Origin of the sequence: Sphingobacterium sp. Ag1 (assembly GCF_000988325.1) — a bacterium.
GTDB lineage: Bacteria > Bacteroidota > Bacteroidia > Sphingobacteriales > Sphingobacteriaceae > Sphingobacterium.
Window position 1 is genome coordinate 116,997 of record NZ_LBGU01000031.1, and the last position, 20,394, is coordinate 137,390.

Annotated in this window: 17 protein-coding genes; 12 read left to right on the forward strand and 5 right to left on the reverse strand. The window is 40.1% G+C overall.

What is annotated here, in order from left to right; genetic code table 11:
• Positions 1–89: 89 nt before the first annotated feature.
• Positions 90–575 (reverse strand): hypothetical protein, encoded by a 486-nt coding sequence (locus AAW12_RS07660; protein WP_046673012.1) that lies wholly within the window; start codon positions 573–575, stop codon positions 90–92.
• Entirely contained in the window at positions 562–1,149 is a 588-nt protein-coding gene (locus AAW12_RS07665; protein WP_046673013.1) for a hypothetical protein, read from the reverse strand. The genes AAW12_RS07660 and AAW12_RS07665 overlap by 14 nt, the downstream gene beginning before the upstream one ends.
• A gap of 125 nt (positions 1,150–1,274) precedes the next feature.
• Between AAW12_RS07665 and AAW12_RS25380 the strand changes: the two genes are divergently transcribed.
• Positions 1,275–1,646 carry an HAD domain-containing protein gene (locus tag AAW12_RS25380; protein ID WP_053003570.1) on the forward strand — a complete coding sequence of 124 codons (372 nt, stop codon included), beginning with the start codon at positions 1,275–1,277 and terminating at the stop codon, positions 1,644–1,646.
• 33 nt (positions 1,647–1,679) lie between these two features.
• Here AAW12_RS25380 and AAW12_RS07675 read toward each other — a convergent pair whose 3' ends face one another.
• The 3 genes from AAW12_RS07675 to AAW12_RS07685 are packed head-to-tail and all read right to left on the reverse strand — an operon-like array spanning position 1,680 to position 3,320.
• On the reverse strand, positions 1,680–2,099 hold the full coding sequence (locus tag AAW12_RS07675) for a hypothetical protein (protein WP_156167576.1): 420 nt from the start codon (positions 2,097–2,099) through the stop codon (positions 1,680–1,682).
• A gap of 19 nt (positions 2,100–2,118) precedes the next feature.
• The gene (locus tag AAW12_RS07680; protein WP_046673014.1) at positions 2,119–2,865 is read right to left on the reverse strand and encodes a metallophosphoesterase; all 747 of its coding nucleotides are present in this window, start codon (positions 2,863–2,865) and stop codon (positions 2,119–2,121) included.
• On the reverse strand, positions 2,862–3,320 hold the full coding sequence (locus AAW12_RS07685; protein ID WP_053003572.1) for an energy transducer TonB: 459 nt from the start codon (positions 3,318–3,320) through the stop codon (positions 2,862–2,864). Before AAW12_RS07685 ends, AAW12_RS07680 begins: the two co-directional genes overlap by 4 nt.
• A 58-nt stretch (positions 3,321–3,378) precedes the next feature.
• Between AAW12_RS07685 and AAW12_RS07690 the strand changes: the two genes are divergently transcribed.
• The 11 genes from AAW12_RS07690 to AAW12_RS07740 form a co-directional block, all read left to right on the forward strand.
• Positions 3,379–3,774 carry a DUF6896 domain-containing protein gene (locus AAW12_RS07690; protein ID WP_046673015.1) on the forward strand — a complete coding sequence of 132 codons (396 nt, stop codon included), beginning with the start codon at positions 3,379–3,381 and terminating at the stop codon, positions 3,772–3,774.
• 401 nt (positions 3,775–4,175) lie between these two features.
• Positions 4,176–4,523 (forward strand): hypothetical protein, encoded by a 348-nt coding sequence (locus tag AAW12_RS07695; protein WP_156167577.1) that lies wholly within the window; start codon positions 4,176–4,178, stop codon positions 4,521–4,523.
• 636 nt (positions 4,524–5,159) lie between these two features.
• Complete coding sequence (locus AAW12_RS25385) at positions 5,160–6,236, forward strand: tail fiber protein (RefSeq protein WP_053003573.1); 1,077 nt, start codon at positions 5,160–5,162, stop codon at positions 6,234–6,236.
• A gap of 25 nt (positions 6,237–6,261) precedes the next feature.
• Positions 6,262–9,654 carry a hypothetical protein gene (locus AAW12_RS07705; RefSeq protein ID WP_046673017.1) on the forward strand — a complete coding sequence of 1,131 codons (3,393 nt, stop codon included), beginning with the start codon at positions 6,262–6,264 and terminating at the stop codon, positions 9,652–9,654.
• 11 nt (positions 9,655–9,665) lie between these two features.
• Entirely contained in the window at positions 9,666–13,223 is a 3,558-nt protein-coding gene (locus tag AAW12_RS07710) for a DUF6443 domain-containing protein (RefSeq protein WP_046673018.1), read from the forward strand.
• A gap of 4 nt (positions 13,224–13,227) precedes the next feature.
• The gene (locus AAW12_RS07715; RefSeq protein ID WP_046673019.1) at positions 13,228–13,731 is read left to right on the forward strand and encodes a hypothetical protein; all 504 of its coding nucleotides are present in this window, start codon (positions 13,228–13,230) and stop codon (positions 13,729–13,731) included.
• Between the two features lie 501 nt (positions 13,732–14,232).
• Positions 14,233–14,520 (forward strand): hypothetical protein, encoded by a 288-nt coding sequence (locus AAW12_RS07720; RefSeq protein ID WP_046673020.1) that lies wholly within the window; start codon positions 14,233–14,235, stop codon positions 14,518–14,520.
• Between the two features lie 329 nt (positions 14,521–14,849).
• Positions 14,850–15,473: a YbjQ family protein gene (locus tag AAW12_RS07725; protein ID WP_262506841.1), complete on the forward strand. Its 624-nt coding sequence runs from the start codon at positions 14,850–14,852 to the stop codon at positions 15,471–15,473.
• Complete coding sequence (locus AAW12_RS07730; RefSeq protein ID WP_046673022.1) at positions 15,470–15,892, forward strand: hypothetical protein; 423 nt, start codon at positions 15,470–15,472, stop codon at positions 15,890–15,892. The genes AAW12_RS07725 and AAW12_RS07730 overlap by 4 nt, the downstream gene beginning before the upstream one ends.
• A 409-nt stretch (positions 15,893–16,301) precedes the next feature.
• The gene (locus AAW12_RS07735; RefSeq protein WP_046673023.1) at positions 16,302–19,478 is read left to right on the forward strand and encodes a hypothetical protein; all 3,177 of its coding nucleotides are present in this window, start codon (positions 16,302–16,304) and stop codon (positions 19,476–19,478) included.
• Positions 19,479–19,490: 12 nt separating this feature from the next.
• A partial coding sequence (locus AAW12_RS07740) for a DUF6443 domain-containing protein (protein WP_046673024.1) occupies positions 19,491–20,394 on the forward strand: 904 nt, incomplete at its 3' end.

Sequence of the window (20,394 nt, forward strand, 5' to 3'; positions counted from 1 at the left end):
GTTTTTGGATAATCAAAGATGGTAAGATTGTCCGGCCAATGAGATTCCCCGAAGTCCATCAATAATTGTTCTTAAATAGGAATTTCTATTTACCTATTGAAAGTATCCTTTTTCCATTTAAAGAAAGTATATCCGATCAAGGGAAATATGGCTGAGAGAATAATATAGATGCATCTCTCTTGAAATTGCCAATTTATATTCAATGGGAGCGGCATTTCCTTGATGAGACGAGCTATTAAAACATCATATGCTACGTAATAAGCCTCAGGAATCAACCATAGAATGGTGATACCTATATTGGTGTTAAACTGATAATTTCCCGTTATGAGTATACAAAATATTAACATCAGTAGTCCAATCAGTGCTGGCCAGAATATGGAGAATATCTTTCTATTTCTCTGCGTCTGTAGGTATCCTGCATAAATAAGTGCTGCAACTTGAAATCCAAAGATAATCAGGTTAAAATTTAAACTCCACGTAAAATACCTCAGCCAATCTCCGTCTGTTAATACAACATAAAATGTCAAAGCCATAAAACTGAGATGTACAAATAGTGTAGCGTTAATTCTCTTCATTATCTATATTACGTTTGTGGAATCTCAATGTCTTTATCGATTTAAGAAGATCCTGTTCTGTTTGCGCTTTCAGGTTTGAACCATGAAGGTTAAATCGGACTTTTGAAGAGTCTCCCCATAGGCTGCCGATGTACACTCCGGTGTTTCCTTTTCCGGATATTCTCGGAAATACGATTTTCGCTCTTCTGTTATCGATAGTATCCCAGGATACATTTTGTTTTCTGTAAAGATCAGCATCGAGATCCAAATCCAATATCGGCATATCCTTTACAATAATATAGTCCGAAGAGTCCGTTGCACTTTCCTCCATCATCTGTCGTGTGATAACCTGAATATTTGGTTCTGTCAAACTATTTGAATACATGCCCAGATCAAAGTAAAGCGTATCCTTGTTGTCTACAGCAATTGCGCCGACATAACTGTCTACTCCATTTTGTTTGACCTCCTGCCATTTATATGGAACTTCAAGCGTAAATAGACCAAAATCCATTGTCTTTGTGCGAGATGGATCCTTGCAACCGGTAACGAGGATAGTAAGGGCAGAAATGTGGAATAGTTTTATGAACTGTTTCATGCTATGGCTTATACGTTGAATTTACAAAATTAGGCTGGACTATCAATCTATGGCTAATATTTTTTATTATTAAATCGCAAACCAGTGGAGTGGAAGCGCCAAATTAATTATTAGCTTCGTGCAATATGATTTTCTTTTTAGATATAGACGGTGTCATGGTACATGTCAATCCACATAGGTCTGTAGAGCAGGCAACTGATGGCTTCTATGTAGCAAAATGGAAAAAGAAATTTCTTGATAGGGATATTCGAATTGATTCACTTCAACTGTTGGATAATGCTGAACAACATTTGATTGATCACTATACGCGAAAGGACGAAGTATTAGGTCATATTGGTCGGCAGTGTATGCAATCGGAGGAAATGATCATAATAGATGATGACAAATCGTTAAACGATCTACCTCGAGAGCTAAAGACGAGGCTAGTATCTACATCTTCTTATATCGGATTGACCGAAAAGGATCTTCCCAAATTGAAGACCATACTCAATAGGTAATTTCCTATTAATAGTTGTCGCATTGATTATAAGTCAATCAGAGAAAAACTGGAAAGCTGGATAATCTTTCAATTTGATAAAGTCACATCTGTAGTAACAATTCCAATAGCTCACTATTCTACTTCGGATCGCCCTTTCATATAATGTATTTTCAGTAAAGAATTCTTTGATCCAACTCTTTTGCTGCGGGGTAATGCATGCAATAATGGTCAAATGGATTTCCATAACATACTCACCTAATAGCTGCACAATATATGGAATGCTTTCCGAGGGAAAAAGATTCATTAGTTTCGCTATTGCTATTTCACGAATGTACCCATCATGATGACGGGTCATGAGACCTAGTTCCTCAAAATCCTTCGTCGTTTCAACGTCGTTTTTCGTTGTGGATGTATATATCCGATATGGAAATTGATTAACTTTTCCCTGCCATAGGACGTCGATTTGTTCCATTCTCATTGTTGTTTTTTGTTTATATCTCTATGACAAGGTTCTTATTAAACCCATTATACGGTTCATTGATATAGCCGTGTGGATTGCATATAATTTCGGTGTTACCGATTTTATAATTTACGGGAGTATGTATATGGCCATGAATCCAGTAGGAGGGTTGATGCTTTAAGATAAAGGCTTCCATATCCGAGACGTAGGCGGCGCTGATCGGATCGTCCAAATACTTCTTTGGTAAGGATCGCATGCTTGGAGCATGATGCGTCACTACGATGTTGTGTTTCGCTTCGCTGACACTAAGACTTTCCATCAGCCATTGTCTCGAAGTTTGGTGGATTCTAAACGTATCGATGCTTCTTAATTTGACATAATTGTCACCCAATCTGATCTTCTTATAATCATTCATACGGCTTTGGCATAGCGATCCATATGCAGCAGGATTGCCCTTTAACGAAAAATCAGTCCAGAGTGTGCAGCCATGGAAACAAACCCGATCGATCTCCAAAGATTCATTTTCCAGCACATGGATATTTGAATTGCTTGAAGCGTCTTTGATTTTATATAGTGTTTTCGGATATGCTCCCTTATAATATTCATGATTTCCCAGCACATAGATGATCGGTATATCCAAAGAAAGTGATTTGAGCCAGCTGATCCCTTTTACTCCTAGATCCGTATCTCCAGCCAATATAAGTACATCTGCTAAATTCAGATCGAAATCATTGTATCCAAATTCTCTATGCAGGTCGCTAACGATGTGGATTTTCATCTTTGTCTTTTTGCCTCAGATTGTAATTTTAAATCACCTTCACTGAATGATAGGGGGTATGTATAGCCGGATTTTACAGCACGTCCATTTTGGTATCCCGGTTTCCAGGGACTGGATTTTTTGATCAATTCAATTAGTGTTTCACCTGTTTGATAACCGATATCTTTGGTTATCTGAAAATTACCGAGCCGTCCATCTTTCTCAATCGTAAAATTGATCATCAGTTTGCCGTTTACTTTTGCTTTCTTGGCTGCAGTTGGTATCTTATAATTTTTAACAATCCAATTTTTAAATCCGTTTGTACCATAAGGCGGCTCAGGAAATTTTTCAATCATGTGAGGAGGAATATCCGCGATTGAGTCATCCAAAACAAGTGACTGACCGACAGCCTGCGATAATATGCTTATCGATACAATACACATAAATGATAACTTGCGAACCCCAAAAAATCCCATTGTATTAAAATATAACGCAGTAGCTAATTTACATATCTATTTTGTATCTTGATACAAAATGATTAATCAAATTATACGGAAGGTTTTGAATGATTATGTTGCTTTCATTAATGACTTCAAACATCAGTTTTCTCCAAATATAGAAGAATTTGAACAAAAGAGCAGTCGAAATCGCTCGGGACAAATTGGTGGATTCAATTACCAGTTTCATGGTGCGGGCTGCCGTTTAGAGAAAGACGGTATAGTATGTGAATTTGATTTTATGCCTACCAATGAATATCCCATAAAGTTTTGTTTATGGAAAATGAGGGAATTTATTTTGACCAATAAAGCATATGGATTAGTTAAATTGGAAGAACCTGAATTGCATGAGGTGCTACATACACTGGTTGAAGATGGCACTCTTGTCAAATTGGTATTGGGCGGCGTGGTTTGGGAAGTATATCAGGTCTGATGCAAATTCTTATTTTTCCTCGTATTTGTAGATCCACATGATCCATTAGAAATTGATCTTTTTATTTATTATAAATTAACAGGTGTTTTGTTGAGAAAGTAACAGAATATAAGTAAATCGTTGAAATGGAGAAGATAGTTTTTTCTCAGATTGTTCAACATATTTATTCATGAACAAATTTGCGACATATCTTGGAGGCCAGGTCATAACAGACCGCGTAACCTCCTTTGTCTAAAGCTTCTTTGATTATTTGAATTATAATGAGCAAAGTCACAAATGGAGGTGGAAGTTTATAGGGAATGGGTAAAGATATTATAAAATAAATAGTGGTTTCTCAGGAAAAACTAAAGTTGTAGGAGAGGGATATAGGCCTGCTAAAGATGATAAATCTCGAATAATTTATGGAAAATAGTCTAAATATAATTGAAAAATACGAGTTACTGGTATCTACATTAAACATGATACTTGTTCCACTCAAAGAACCAGGTGTTTTATATGAAGAAAAAGTTCGAAGAAGCTTAGAAGAGCTTGAAGGAGACTATCATTCATTTTTGAATCAAACTTTTATTGAAGAATTACACCAGGCTAATGTTATTTCCAGCAATGGTGTTGTTTTATTAATGAAGATACGGTCTGCTATTGAGGATTTGGATCAGTTTAGATGGAATGTTGAGGACTTTCTAACAGATAATAATTGGTATGAAATAAGAAATTTTGTTTTTAAAGTATTTTTATCAGAATTGAAATAGTAAAGGTAGCTTGTGGAAAAATAAAAGTGGCCCAATCCAGGTTTATGAGATTGGGCTTTTGTTGTTTATTGTGCATACCACCGGAACAGAGATCCTTATTGACGGCGGAACGGTTTGATAATTTTCACTTTATTTTCTCGGATGTAAGTGATCGAAGTTTTCAAACTTCCACCAGAGTAGGAGACACAAAAAGAGATCCTGGCACGGATCATAACAGAGCAAAAAAGTCTTTCGAGATAAAAGGTCAAAAAAGATATTATATGTACAATAACGTGGAAATTTCGATACTGCTGACCATCCGAATTCGAAAATTCATGACCATTCAATTCGGAAAATTTTGACCATTAAAATATTATGCTGAGAAGTTTAAAATCCATTTTTGCTTATTTTATGGTTCCTATTTATAGTGGTCAATTTGCGTCGGAATTGCATGGCCCCGATGTCCGAAATCTCCACATTATAACCTTAACGAAAAAATATTTTAAATAATGCTATGAATAAATAGCAGGAATTTTTAAATTCAAGTAACCATAAAAAGAAAGCTAGCCAGATCTATAGAAGCGATAAAATAGCTTCTTAAAGATTCCTATGTGTATTTTTTATTACTGATATATTTTATTAACCAGTTTATTAGCTATGAATAAGTTAAAGTCGGCATTTCTGTTTGCCTTTAGCGCATGCGCCATGGGAAGCCATGCACAAAACCTGCTCAACCTCAATGATTGGGTAACCGGTTCCGGAGGAACTTCAGGACTCGTCGCCAACGGTCTTGCCAGTGAGAATGAACGCGAATGGGGAATAGGTCCCCTGGGGCCACAGGTCGTTCTATGGAAAGCGACGCCCAGTGGGGATGCACAGGCTGATGGAGGCTGGAATTCTGTCGATATCGCTATCAATAACCAGAAGACCTACCGTTTTTCGGTATGGATCAAACGGTCAAATTCGAAAAATGGAACAGCTTACTTTGGATGTTCAGGTGTCAATTCATTGGCAGGTGTCGCAAACAATAACCCTTATTTCTGGTATGGTAACTTGCCCGAGCTCGACCGCTGGTATTTGTTGGTGGGCTATGTACATGGTTCGAATGATCCCTCTACCGTAAATTATGGTGCCATATACGACGCTGTTACAGGCCAAAAAGTTGCTGGTATGACGGATTTTAAATTTGCTTCAACAACAACTGCTACCCGCCATCGTTCCTATTTGTTTTATGATTCCAACGTCAATGACCGTCAATATTTCTACGGACCTCGGCTGGAAGAGGTCAATGGAAATGAGCCCACGATAAGTTCCCTTTTGAACAATCCTGTCGGTGCCGGAGATTTTTATTTTTCAGGAAAAGTTGGTGTAAAAACACAAACACCCGGTGACTATGATCTTGCTGTGAATGGTAAGATCCGTAGTCAAGAGATTAAAGTAGAAACTTCTGGCTGGGCCGACTATGTTTTTGAAGAGGATTATAAGCTACCGACACTAGCCGAAACCGAAAAATTTATTCAAAAGAACGGCCATTTACCCGATGTGCCCAAAGCAAGCGAGGTTGAAGCCAATGGCATTTCATTGGGTGAGATGAACAAGCTGCTGTTGAAAAAAATTGAAGAGATGACCCTGCATTTGATAGAAAAAGATAAAGTGTTAAAGCAGGTGGTTGACCGTCTTGATAAATCGGAGAAAGCGTTATCCGAAATTAGGAAACACCAAGTGAAAAAATAAACAGCAGACCAATTATAATATTATTATGAGAAGAAAAAATTTAGGTCTGAAGCTTATTGCATTAAGCTGGCTGCTGATGACGACAACTCTATTTGGTCAAGGCCCTGAAAAAGGTGGATTGATACGTTTGGCTGATCCCCAGCCACCCAATGTTGCAGAACTGGGCAAGTATGCGGTGTATCCCACTGCCGAGTATACCGGAGTAGTTCCTATATCGATACCTCTTTTTGAAATTTCACTCAAGGGGAAGTCGCTTCCTTTTGGGTTGAGTTATCACGCTTCGGGTATTAAAGTAGATCAGGAGGAAACAGAGGTTGGACTTGGCTGGAGCCTTTCGGGCATGTATACGATCAGCAGAAACATTATCGGCGGTATCGACGAGCGTTCGGGCAGCTCGACTTATAATGGGGTATATTTTCATAACCCCAAGACGATACAGGAACTTTTGAATGAGTATAATGCGCCCATTATTCCCAATGATCAGGGTATTATAATTACCAAGAAAAACGATTTGAGAGCATTGGCTCTGGGGAATAATGATAATCACTCCGATCTTTATACCTTCAGCACCAAAAGCAGGTCCGGTAAGTTTTTGGTAAAAAATATGAACGAATACTATACAATTCCTTATTCAAGCATAAAAATCTCAAGAGGAACTATTTTAGGTGACAGTTACAGATCCTATCCTTTTACCATCGTAGATGATGAGGGACTGAATTACCTTTTCGATGACAGATCCTATTCGATCGGAGATGAAATCAACAATGGGATGACCAGTTATGCGACAACCAATTCCTGGTATATATCAAAGATTACCGATAACGAATCAGGAGAGTACGCAAATTTTCAGTATGTTGACAATTGGATCCGGGAATATATCAATAATGAACAGGTCAGGGTTGGCTATGATTTTAATGGGGAAAAAGTATTGCCTATGAACGATTATAGCTATAATAAATCAAATAATTTTGTCGATAATAACAGTAAACTGATTACTTCCATAGTCCACTCTAACGGTCAGGTATTGTTTGAATACATTTCAGTGAGCAAACCTGTCTATTTTAGCCCACGAAAGTTTTTGAGTAAGATCAAGGTTTTGAATGTCAAAGGCGAACTGATCAAAGAGGTAAATTTCGTATACGATTCGAGTACGGACCGTGTAAAACTAGCTTCGGTTACCGTTAGGAATCTGGATGCGGGAAGCGGTGACCAGAAATATGATTTTGCTTATGACCCCTTGCGTCTTCCCCAAAAGAAAGACTTTTCTGTGGATTATTGGGGATATTATAACGGAAATATGGCAAACACCTATCTTCCACCAACAACTATACGTATTAATAACGTACAGAGCTATTCTGGTGTAACGCCAACCTATACATTTGGATCCGCTGACCGGACCCCAAATATTCAGTATATGCAGGCTGAAATGCTCAAAAGAATTACCTATCCTACCAGGGGGTACACCGATTTTGAGTTTGAGAACAACAAATACATTGGGAAAGTAAGATCGACCAGTACCAATTATATCAGCGAAACAGTGGTCGGATTGGGCGTAGATCAGAAGAATGAAAAGGTGAGAACGTTTACTTATGGTACTTCGGGCACAGGGCAGTCGTTGGAGCCAGCTGTCATCGACATTACTTTTAATCCGCCAACTCCGCCATACACCGAGTTTTCCATGCACCCCCAATGGGTAAGAATAACCGATAATACAACAAATACGCAGATTTTTGAAAAATGGCATGATAGCGACCCTAGTCAGCCACTACGCTTTATCCAAACGCTTAACCTGACACCTGGACATAATTACGAACTAAAGATCACAGTTTATGGAGCCTCGGTTCCTCAATCGAATTATATTACTACCAATACCCGTGTTGATTTGAATTGGAAGGTCATTACAGAGTCCGATGGTGAGAAGCCCGGTGGTGGACTTCGGGTAAAAAGTGTCAAAAGTTATTCGCCCGAGGGGAATCTGCTTTCCAATGACTACTATAAGTATGGTGAGAATGAAAATGGTCTCGGTATATCCTTCTTTGACGAGGCTATTCTCTATAAAAATTACCAGGATCAGAACTACTTTACATTCTTCGAAACAGGGGGCGTCGGGGACATCGCTGTCACTCCTGGAACTGCATATTGGTGGGACCGTAAATATTTTGGTATAAGCAATTACTCAAGCGTGGCCACCTCCGGAGCTACTATTGGCTATTCTAAGGTCAGGAAGTATCAGCAGGATGTTGTCAAATCAGATCTGATTCTTTCGGAATCTGAATATACCATACCAAGAGAAGTTTCCTTCAGCAGTTATGAGTTTCTGAATTCACAGAATTACGGCAGCCTGTCATTTTTGCTCAGCGAGCCTTCGATGATCAAGAAGACGGATTTCAGAAAATACGGCAGTAGCTTTATGCCAATAAAGAAAGAAAATTACACCTATACACATGATTATCTACTCTATACGAGTCCGCTTGTCTTTGAAACGAATTATTACGAATGGACAATGGGGCTCAGTAATGGAACACATTTTCAATCCAATTATTATGTGGATTATACCTTTAGGCAGTCGTCTCTGAATACTTCTCGGCGGAAACCACTTCAAAAGATTGGGAAAGATTATTTCTACAATGCCGATCTATCCCTAAAAGATAGTATCTCAACCGAGCAGAATTTCGAGTATAATGCAGCTTATGCGGATGAACCTTCCAAAATCCGTGTCGCTTCGAGTAATCAGCCAGTGGAAAATATCCAGGAATTTACCTATCCGGATGACGTGACGAGCTTCACCGGTTTTGGGCTTACATTGAGCGCAGACGAGCAAACGGGACTCAATGCATGGAAAAAAGGAGTGTCTCACTTTCCAAACAGAGCTGTCAGGAGAAAGGAGTATAAGGGCACAGTATTGACCGGTACGTATTACAATCTAGCGGCGCCGTACAATGGAAAAGTTTTTCCAAGCAGGGGCGTTGAACAGAGAGGAAGCATGACCTACACCGATCTTGTTGTCAATCGGTATGATGCTGCAGGAAATCCGTTGGAAATCCGTAAAAAAGACGGACCGCTTACTGTCTACCTTTGGGGTTATGGCGGACAGTATCCAATAGCTGAGATAAAAAATGCTTCCTATAGCGAAGTATTGACAGTCCTGAATCAGGCGGCTTTGGATAATCTTAATCTCGTAAATGTGTCCGACGCTGCGATTGAAACCACAATGAATACGCTGCGTAATGACTCCCGGTTGGCCGGTGCCATGGTGACCAGCTTCACCTATAAACCGCTCGTTGGCATGACCAGCAAGACGGATGCCCGTGGCATTAAGGAAACTTATACCTACGATGGCATGCAGCGTTTACAGACAATTTTAGATCATCTGAACTACGTGACCAAGTCCTTTGATTACCATTACAGACCCAATTAAGACTCCCAGTTATGAAAAAGAACATTTTAACGCTATTGTCCATAGCTGTATTGGGTACTGTGCATGGGCAGACACTTGTGGACAATCTCACCCTGAGTTCCTATAGCAACCAGACCAATATCCAGGCGCTCAAGAGTATTACACTCCAGAATGGCTTTTATATCCCTGCCCCGGCGGCAGGCAAAACCATTACGATCGGTATTGCCGGCTTTCAGAACATTCTGAGCAACCCTACGGCCAGCCAGAACTATATCCTGACGCGGACTTTCCGTGATACGGTCAAGCTTGCGCAATTGGCCAACCAGCGTACCATTGGTCAGGAAAACCAGAGCATCCAGTACTTTGACGGACTGGGCAGACCGAGCCAGAGTGTCCAGCTGATGGCCAGCCCGACCTATAGAGACATTGTACAGCATATGGAGTATGATGGATTTGGCAGGGAGAGTATCAAATATCTTCCGCACGTGCAGAATTTGGCGGGAAATGGAAGCTTCAAGCCTACGGCCAAGATAGACCAGCAGGCCTACTATGCGACCACGAATACCTGGGATGCCGCGGTGGTAAAGACAGCGAAGCCTTATGCTGTTACTGTTTTTGAGAACAGTCCGCTGAACCGTGTGCAGCAGCAGGGTGCACCCGGTGTGCCCTGGCAGCCAGTTGCGATCCGCAACAACGTAACCGCCAGTACCGATTCCGGTCGCACGGTGGTAAGCGATTATGGGACGAACGGGACCAATGATGTGCGGCTGTGGACAGTCAACAGCACCGGAGTCACAGCAGGCTATTACGCTGCCGGCAAACTCTATAAAACGGTGATCAAAGATGAGAACTGGATATCGGCAAACGGAAAGGGTGGTACGGTGGAGGAATATAAGGATTTCGAGGGGCATGTCGTGCTTAAGCGGGTCTGGGAAACAGACAGTAAGAAATTGGAAACGCAGTATGTGTATGATGACTTTGGAGACCTGAGGTATGTGATCCCGCCGGGATTCCCGGCTACGACCACAACACTGACCGAGGCCACCACAGGCGATTTCCATGAACTGGTGTATGCTTATAAGTACGACGAAAAGAGAAGACTGGCTGAAAAGAAAATCCCGGGCAAGGGTTGGGAATGGCTGGTGTACAATACCAATGATCAGGTTGTACTTTCGCAGGATGCTGTACAACGGGGGCTAGGGAAATGGAGTTATACAAAATACGATGCATTTGGCCGGGTTGTACAGACGGGGCTATATAGCAAGACCTTTGCGAGCCAGTCCGCGGCACAGACCGATTTGAACACGGTAAGCAAATATTGGGAAGACCGGGTCGGTACAGCAGCCTATACCAATCAGGCCTATCCCAAGACGGGGCAGTCATTACAATCGGTAAATTATTACGATGATTACGGATTTACCGGAGGAAATACAGCCAATCTGCAGCCACTGAATATTACCAGGAGCACCAAGATCAAGGGGCTTTTAACGGGAAGTATGGTGTGGAAAGATGACCGTTCGGATTCTATGCTGACCATCAGTTATTATGATGACTATGGACGTGTGATCCAGAGTGTGGGGCGTAACCATTTGAACGGCACAGACCGTGTGACCAACGAATACAATTTTCCAGGTCAGGTGGTCCGGAGCACGCATGTGCATACACCGTCCACAGGAGCGGTGCTGACTATTATCACGACCAATGAATATGACCATGTGGGCAGACTGGTACAGACCAAGAAGAAAGTCAACGGACAGGATGAGGTGATCCAGAGCAGGCTTGCCTACAATGAGATCGGCCAGCTGAAGACCAAGTCACTGCACAGTGAGAACGGTGGCAGCAACTTTATGACCAATATCGGCTATGCCTACAACGAACGGGGTTGGCAAACTAAGGCAAGCTCGGCACAGTTCACCTCGCAGCTGAACTATAATGTGAATGGTACAACGGTGCTGGGTAACGCCCAGTATAATGGCAATATCGCGCAGCAGCTGTGGGGCTATGCTGCTACAACAAACAGCACATTTACCTACACTTATGATGCATTAAACAGGTTGAAGAGTGGAGTGAGTACAGGTACGGTGATGAGCGAGGTATTGACATACGACGATATGGGCAATATCAAAACACTGGTCCGTGACAATGGTACGGCGATTACGTACAACTATAACAATACCAATAAGAGCAATAGGCTGGAAAGTCTTTCGGGGGGTGTAACCGGCTCATTTACTTATGACCTGAACGGAAATGCGACCAAGGACCGCACGGGGATGACCCTGAACTACAATTATCTGAATCTTCCAAAAACTGTAACCGGTACAGGTAAGAGCATTGCCTATAACTATGATGCATTGGGTACTAAGCTGAACCGCAAGTCTACGGTTGGCGGTATTGTCAATGAGCAGGATTATATCGATGGTATCGAGTACAGTAGGACAGGAACAGCAAATCCGGTGATCGAACGAATCGCCACGGAAGATGGCTTCCTGCTGAACAGTTCAGGGACTTACCGCTATTATTACAACCTGACAGATCATCTGGGCAATGTGCGTGTTGTGCTGAAGAAAGATGGTACAGCTACAGCCCCTGTTGCGACAGTAATGCAGAAACAGGACTACTATCCATTCGGTAAGACGAAATCTATTGCAACGAGTATCAATAATAAGTATCTTTATAATGGCAAGGAAATGCAGACTGACTTGAATGGCGGGACGCATACCTTGGGAAGTTCTTATGTACTGGAAGGACAGCTGGATTACGGAGCGAGATTCTACGATGCGGAGATCGGACGGTGGAATGTGGTGGATCCGTTGGCGGAGCAGATGAGAAGACATTCGCCGTATAATTATAGTTTCAACAATCCCCTACGTTTTATTGATCCAGATGGAATGGGGCCAACGGATATTGTGTATTTTAATAGAAAGGGGCAAGAAACAAGTCGGGTTATCTCAAAAACTGAATTTAAAACTTACGTGAAAGATTCGGACGGTAATTATCAACTAGTTGCAATGCCGAATGTTATAACGGGTAAAGGTGGTTCCAATACTACAGGTGCTGTTTATCAGAAATACGATTACCAAATAGCGGCAAGTACGGCTGTATTCAATATGGATAAAAATGAAGGTTCTCTATCGTTGGTGACGGATGGAGGGAAATCAATACCATCATCGGCCACATCTCAAATACCTGATCTAGATCCTACTACGGTAAAAGCTATTGCAATGCAAGAATCTGGTATTGGTACAGGGAAGGAGGCGAATGAGAAAAAAGATATTATGCAGGTTAACAATGGTGTTAGTAATTTTGCAGATTATAGTCCCTATAAAGCGAATTATGGACTTTCAAAAGGAGTTGTACCTGGCCCTGTTACATCAATTAATGCGGGTATAAAAGATCTAGCGACCAAAGGCTTTAAGGGTGGAGTCGGATATAACTCAAAAACTGACCAAATGAGTTTTAAATTTCAGGGATGGGATAAGGCTATTAATAACTACAACGGAGGTGGTGCTGCTAAATATGGGCAGGACTATCTGAAATCTATAAAAGATATGATCAGGAGCTCTGTAAAACCAAACCCACAAAACTATTAGAATTATGAATAAGCTTTTAATGATGTGTATTTTGCTTTGTTTGTCTTGTTCTGGACTCTCTCAAGATAAAGAAGATATTGTATTGTCTGTTTTATCCAAAGACGTTATTGGTAAGACTTTTAAGTTCAATCTAAGCGATAAAAAGGGTTATAATAATGAAGCTTCTATAACTTATTTAGGCGAAATTGATACAAAAACCGATGGGAAATATTATGTAGTTACATGGGGGCGTGTATGGGGACCTAACAACCATACTACAGGTGCTGTTTTGTTATACGATAATAAAAAACAATACTTTGGAAAGTATGTGTTGGGAGCGATAAGTGATCTGCCTATAAAGTTAGACAAGAATGAACTGTTCTTTTATAACACAAATAAAAATGACTGTGACCAGTCTTTAGTCACTAAAATTGATTTTTCTGAAGTTCCTAAGAATATCTTCATAAAATGCAATGGTGAATTGGGGGATGTTTATGAGCTTAGTTTAGACTCCTTGGAAAAGAAATAGTCATCGGATGTGAGATATTCCTGATTCAGCGCCCAATCTTTATCGGATTGGGCGTTATTGTTTTATTTGAGTATCGCCTGCATCTTGCTCTTGGTGGAGATTTCGATACTGCTGACCATCCGAATTCGAAAATTCATGACCATTCAATTCGGAAAATTTTGACCGCTAAAATATTATGCTGATAAGTTTAAAATCCATTTTTGCTTATTTGATGGTTCCTATTTATAGTGGTCAATTTGCGTCGGAATTGCATGGCCCCGATGTCCGAAATCTCCAGCCAATAAACTGGATAAAAAAAATAGCAGATTTGCACAGTTCAGAACTAGAAAGTGTAAAATAAACTCATTCATAAATTTCTGAAATTTGCCAAATCTAAAAATTACATCAGTATAAAACGTTTATGAAAAGAGTACCATTTAGGAAGAGTATCGTATAAAGGGAAAAGTCATATTTTATTTAGTTTCGGTGGGGCATTATGCCGCTAATACAACAGGATCTCTAATGGAGTTAATTAACTATTTTTCTGATGCCAACGAGGCAGTTTTGACAACATCATTTGTTTTGAATAAGACGGACCAAATAACTAGAGTGTATCATCATCTCGAGGATGGAATGTGGGAATTTATTAGTGACAGAGCGGTTGAAGAATCGGATTATAAAGTTATTTCCATGGAAGAGATATTGAACACAGATGAGGAGCTGTTGTCTCTTTCTGATATGGAGCGCGGCTTTTTTGCTTATAGAAAAGAACCAAATGGTACTTTTGAGATAAAACCCTCAATCCTATAAAGATTGGGCGTTGTTGTTTTATTTGAGTATCGCCTTCATCTTGCTTTTGGCGATGAATGCGACAAATAATGCAAATACGTGATCCTTTGCACTTTCGGTGAGCTTTTCAATATCCTGAAACCTTTCCACTGTCCTATGGTCTTATTCTATTGTACCTTACTTTTATGTATTCATATCCAGAAATCGCTACCTGGTGTTTATCTTAATTGTCTTATTAAAACGTTCGAATAAATTAGCTACGGTTTCCCGTAACCAGCCATCCTTTCAAACCTATACCTTAGCCTTACAGTTTGTAATAATCTTGAAAGTTAATATCTGTAAGCCTATTCATTCAGCCAACCACGACCAATTCCATCGAAGGGAGGGAGATTTCACGATATAATGATCCAATAGCAGCCAATGTTGTCATCGGTACCACTGTCTTTAGCGATATAGGAGCCAGCTATGTAGATTTCTTTGGCGGTCGTTCTACCAGCTATGAGAAGAAGATGCAGGAAATGTACAAGCGTGTCACAGAAACGCTCAAGCAACGTGCGCAGGCAATTCGGGCTGATGCTATTATAGAGTATAGTGTGGATATCAATGAAATCTCAGGAAAGGGGAGTCAAATGTTTATGATTACTGCGGTGGGGACACCAGTACATCTTAAAGAGGTTGCTCGTGTTCCTGTAGAGAAGCAGGATGATCTATTGGACGGTGAACTGATTCAGCAAAAGGTTCGAGCAGATATTATCTTAGAGAATTATAAGTCGCTAGGGTCTATTAATAAGGAAACAGCTGAATTCATCGCTACGTCGGGCCCACGGGAATTTGAGCCACTTGTGTTCAAAGCAATGAATGAGGATTATGGTCTAGAACAAACTCCAAAAGAAAAGTTGGAAGTGCTATTCCGCTATTTTGATTACTTACCATATGAGGAAGCTATTGCTATTCTTTATCAGAAGGCAATTTGACAACCTTACAAGTAAAACGTATCAGTGCTATTATCACTTCATCCAATTTTATCGATTACACAAAAGCCATTAACCTTTTAAATAGTAATATACATGCTAGACGTATTGCGCTGAAAATATTCTTTTTGGACAAAGATTGGTATTCAAAAGAAGATGTTACTATTCTGAAAAGTTTAGAAGGAAATGCTTTGGCAAAGTTCTTCCCTGAAATTGTACAAGTTGAGGAATCGAAGGGAATATTTTCGAGTGGAAAAGAAGTGCGGCGATGTGAATGTGGTCATACAAATAAGCATGACAATTCAAACTGTGGCTCCTGCGCACGAGATAAAAGAGGTTTTATGGAGAAAAGTTGGAAACCGGAAGAAGTACAGGATACGTTAAATAGGAGAATACGGATTATTGAAAAGCTGGATATCTAATCACACAGGGACTTTTTATAAATTATTCACAATTACTACTTAGTCATATGTTATGGATAGAGCAATAGTTTATGTTTTTGACGATGAGGAATCTAAAATTGTATATGCTAACGAAGTGATATTTAAATAGAATATTGCTTCTTAATTAGGTCTCCATTGTATTCTTGCAATTCTAAATGAAATATTATTGATTGAATAGATGAAAATCCTTATATTTAATTGATTTTAGATTAAAGCTTGTTAATTTATAGAAAAGTAATTAAAAGCCCGATTTTTAGGGACAATATATAACCAGGGGGATATTGGATTTAAAAGGCCAAATAATCTATACTCAATTATAAGAGTTGACTACTACATTTCTTTGCCAAGTTTGGAGATAATATTTCAATATTCCTCAATAATTAAGTTAATGAAAAGTTTTTTATTTACATTGATGTCAGGGACCAGCTTGCTGATATCTTCACTGAGCGCTTCTGCTCAGTCAACAGAGCCGAATTACATACATCCCAAACAGTATTTGCCCTCAAGCCCAGATGTGATGGCGTTTAACAAAATAAGCTTTATACCCGTTGGCTTATTTACGGGAAAGCCGAATATTACTGTCCCAATTACAAATTTAAAGATTCAAGATTATGACTTTCCAATTTCGATTAATTATAATGCTGGTGGTATAAAAGTTGAAGAGATAGCGTCAAATGTTGGATTGGGATGGTCTCTCAATGCCTATGGTAATATATCGGTAGCTGTCAATGGGTTTGGTGATTTTCAGAATAATGGTTTTGCTACATTGTCATCGACAGAATTTAAATTGCCAGATGCCCATCTATCAGGCTTGATATCCTATCAACCTGATCAGTTTAACGGTGGGACACTATATCGCTTGGGTGTAGGTAGTGCTGAAGGTACAATAGATACTCAGCCGGATATCTATTCATATGCGGTTAACGGAATTAGCGGTAAATTTTATTTTGATCAATATGGGCAAGCACACACCATACCATTCAATGGAGTTAAAATCGAACATTCTGGCTTCGGTAATAATATCTCAATAACAGATCTAAAAGGAATAAAATATACATTTGGAGATTTTGAATTTTCAGAATTACCGAGTAATTGTAGTGCAAGTTCCATATCTGGACAGACCATGCTACTCACTACAATTGCTCTTCCTACAGGATCTACAATCCAATTTGAATATATCGCAGTCAACTATACACAAAGGATCCAACCGCCTATAAGTAGGAATATCCCACTTGGTACACGAAGTATTGGTTTAGATTGTACGAACACAAACACAAGTATGATTGTGAATTCTAAAGCTATTAATAGGATCATTAGCTCAGATGGTACCGAGATAAAGTTCTACTATGGAGCAAATCGTACTGATCTTGTCGGTACTAAGGTTTTGGACAGAGTCGAAGTAAAAAAAATGGGTATTTCTCAGAATACAAATTTTTATTATAGTTATTTTGGTAGTTCGAGTGAGGAGTTTCAGCGGTTGAAATTGGACAGTGTTAAAAATTACAATGGTGGTACATATAGTTTTACTTATAATGGCCAGATTTCTTTACCAAGTAGATATTCATTTTCACAGGATCATTGGGGATATTATAATGGAAAGAATAACCCTAATTTACTTCCTGTCGAGCCTGAATTTGGTTTTACGGATGGGGCAAACCGTGAAGTTGATCCAAGTTATCTACAGGCAAATATTCTAACAAGGGTTACCTATCCTACCAAAGGCTATACTGATTTTGTGTATGAGCCAAACGATTATTATTCTAAAGATACCATGAGCATTGTATCACATGCTGACCATTATTTAAATAGTCCAAGTAATCAGATCATAAATTTTACTATACCGGAGGGAGCTATAGTGAGCCAGTCAAAACTTAAGATTCAAGTAAGTGGCTCCAGCTCCGGTGGGGGAATTGGAAATGAGCCTGAAGACCCACAGGATTATGTGGTATCTATCCAAGGAAATAACGGGTTTCAGGCAAACTATACTGCCTATCAGAACCAAACACTGGGACTGAACTTATCACCTGGGGTCTATAGTATGCAGTTTTCAAATACTGGAAATAGAATGACAAATATTACGCTGAGTTATGATGTCACTACAAAACAATATTCCGAAGGAAATAGATTTGCAGGCGGGCTTCGATTAAAAACACAAATAAGCTATGCCAAGGTCGGAGATATAACCCCTCTAATAGAAAGTTATGTCTATGCTATAAATGGGAAATCCAGCGGTCAAATTAATTATAAGCCAAAATATACCTATCTATTGGAAAAATATTTTTTGGATGAAAATGTATATAACTTTTTTCCATCTAGGTTCTTTGTCCAGAATTCAGCAAGTGTTGATCCATTGAATTCTTTACAGGGGGGAAGTGTTGGTTATACGTTTGTATCCAAAATTCAGTCGAGCGGGGCGCAAAAGGCGCAGGTGGATACCGAGTTTTCTCACTATGGAGATTATGGTGGACGTTATTCCTTCCCTCTGCCACCTGTTATTAGTATGGATTGGGCGAATGGAATGTTGTTAAAAGAGACTTCTTACATTGATAAGAATGGTATGCTTAAGCCTGTAAAAGAAGTGCGCAACTCTTACTCTATTCAAAATGAAGATACCTTTTGGGATTATCATTTTTCTCCCATTACCAAACCGACCGACGACGGAAATAGAGGTATAGGTTATGTCATTGCTTTTGCTTCTCCACCTTATTTGAATGGTCTGTTAAAAAAAGAGGCCACATTTTTTATCAATGATTATCGCTTGATATCTAAATGGATCCGTCAGGATTCCATTGTCACCACTCATTTTGACACAGAAGATAGAAAAATAAAAACAATATCTATATTCAACTATGGTGATTTATATAATCTTATGCCTACGCGTATCAAAATTGAGAAAAGTAACGGTAGAACTTCCAGCAAGCGCTTGTATTATACAACCAGTATTCCGGATAATCTAAAAACTACAGAAACAGCAATTTTAAAAAGCCAACATCGTTTGAGTCAGATAATTCTAAGTTCAGATAGTATCAACGTTGGACAAAATGTAAACCAACGAATTATTTTTAAGAATTTTGGCAACGATCGGGTGTATTTAAACAAGGTATATCTTAAAAATGGTAGCGCAGACGAGTATCCACAATTGGAAATTTCGCTTTATGATACTTATGGGAATGCAAGGGAATTTAAGGATCTTTCTAATTCTTCTATTGTCTATCTCTGGGGTTATAGCGGCAAATTTCCAGCGATAGAAATTAAAAATGCGACCTATGCAGAAGTTGCAACAGCACTTACGCAGGCGGCTATTGACAACCTGAACAGCAGTAGCCAGACAGAGGCGACGATGGAGACCCTGATCAAGAATGCCGCTGATAAGTTACGCACAGACATTCCCAAAGCCATGGTGACCAGCTATACATATAGACCATTGGTTGGTATGACCAGCAAGACGGATGCCCGTGGCATTAAGGAAACTTATACCTACGACGGCATGCAGCGTTTGCAGACAATTTTAGATCATCTGAACTATGTGACCAAGTCCTTTGATTATCATTACAGACCCAATTAAGCCAATTCAATTATGAAAAAGAACTTTTTAACATTACTGTCATTAGCTATATTGGGTACTGTGCATGGGCAGACACTTGTGGACAACCTCACCCTGAGTTCCTATAGCAACCAGACCAATATCCAGGCGCTCAAGAGTATTACACTCCAGAACGGCTTTTATATCCCTGCCCCGGCGGCAGGCAAAACCATTACGATCGGTATTGCCGGCTTTCAGAATCTTGTGAGTACTCCTACAGCTGGACAGAACTATATATTAACCAAAACGTTCCGTAGTCCGGGTGTTACACTTGCTACATTGAATGCGCAGCGTACGATCGGAGATGAGAACCAGAGTATCCAGTACTTTGATGGTCTAGGAAGGCCTAGCCAAACGGTGCAGCTAATGGCCAGCCCGACCTATAGAGACATTGTACAGCATATGGAGTATGATGGATTTGGCAGGGAGAATATCAAATATCTTCCGCACGTGCAGAATTTGGCGGGAAATGGAAGCTTCAAGCCTACGGCCAAGATAGACCAGCAGGCCTACTATGCAACCACGAATACCTGGGATGCTGCCGTGGTCAAGACAGCGAAGCCCTATGCAGTTACTGTTTTTGAGAACAGCCCGCTGAACCGTGTGCAGCAGCAGGGGGCACCAGGGATTCCCTGGCAGCCAGTTGCGATCCGCAACAACGTAACCGCCAGTACCGATTCCGGCCGCACAGTGGTAAGTGATTATGGGACGAACGGCACCAATGATGTGCGGTTGTGGACAGTCAACAGCACCGGAGCCACAGCAGGTTATTATACTGCCGGCAAACTCTATAAAACGGTGATCAAAGATGAGAACTGGGTGTCGGCAAACGGCAAGGGCGGTACGGTGGAGGAATATAAGGATTTCGAGGGGCACCTCGTGCTCAAGCGCGTGTGGG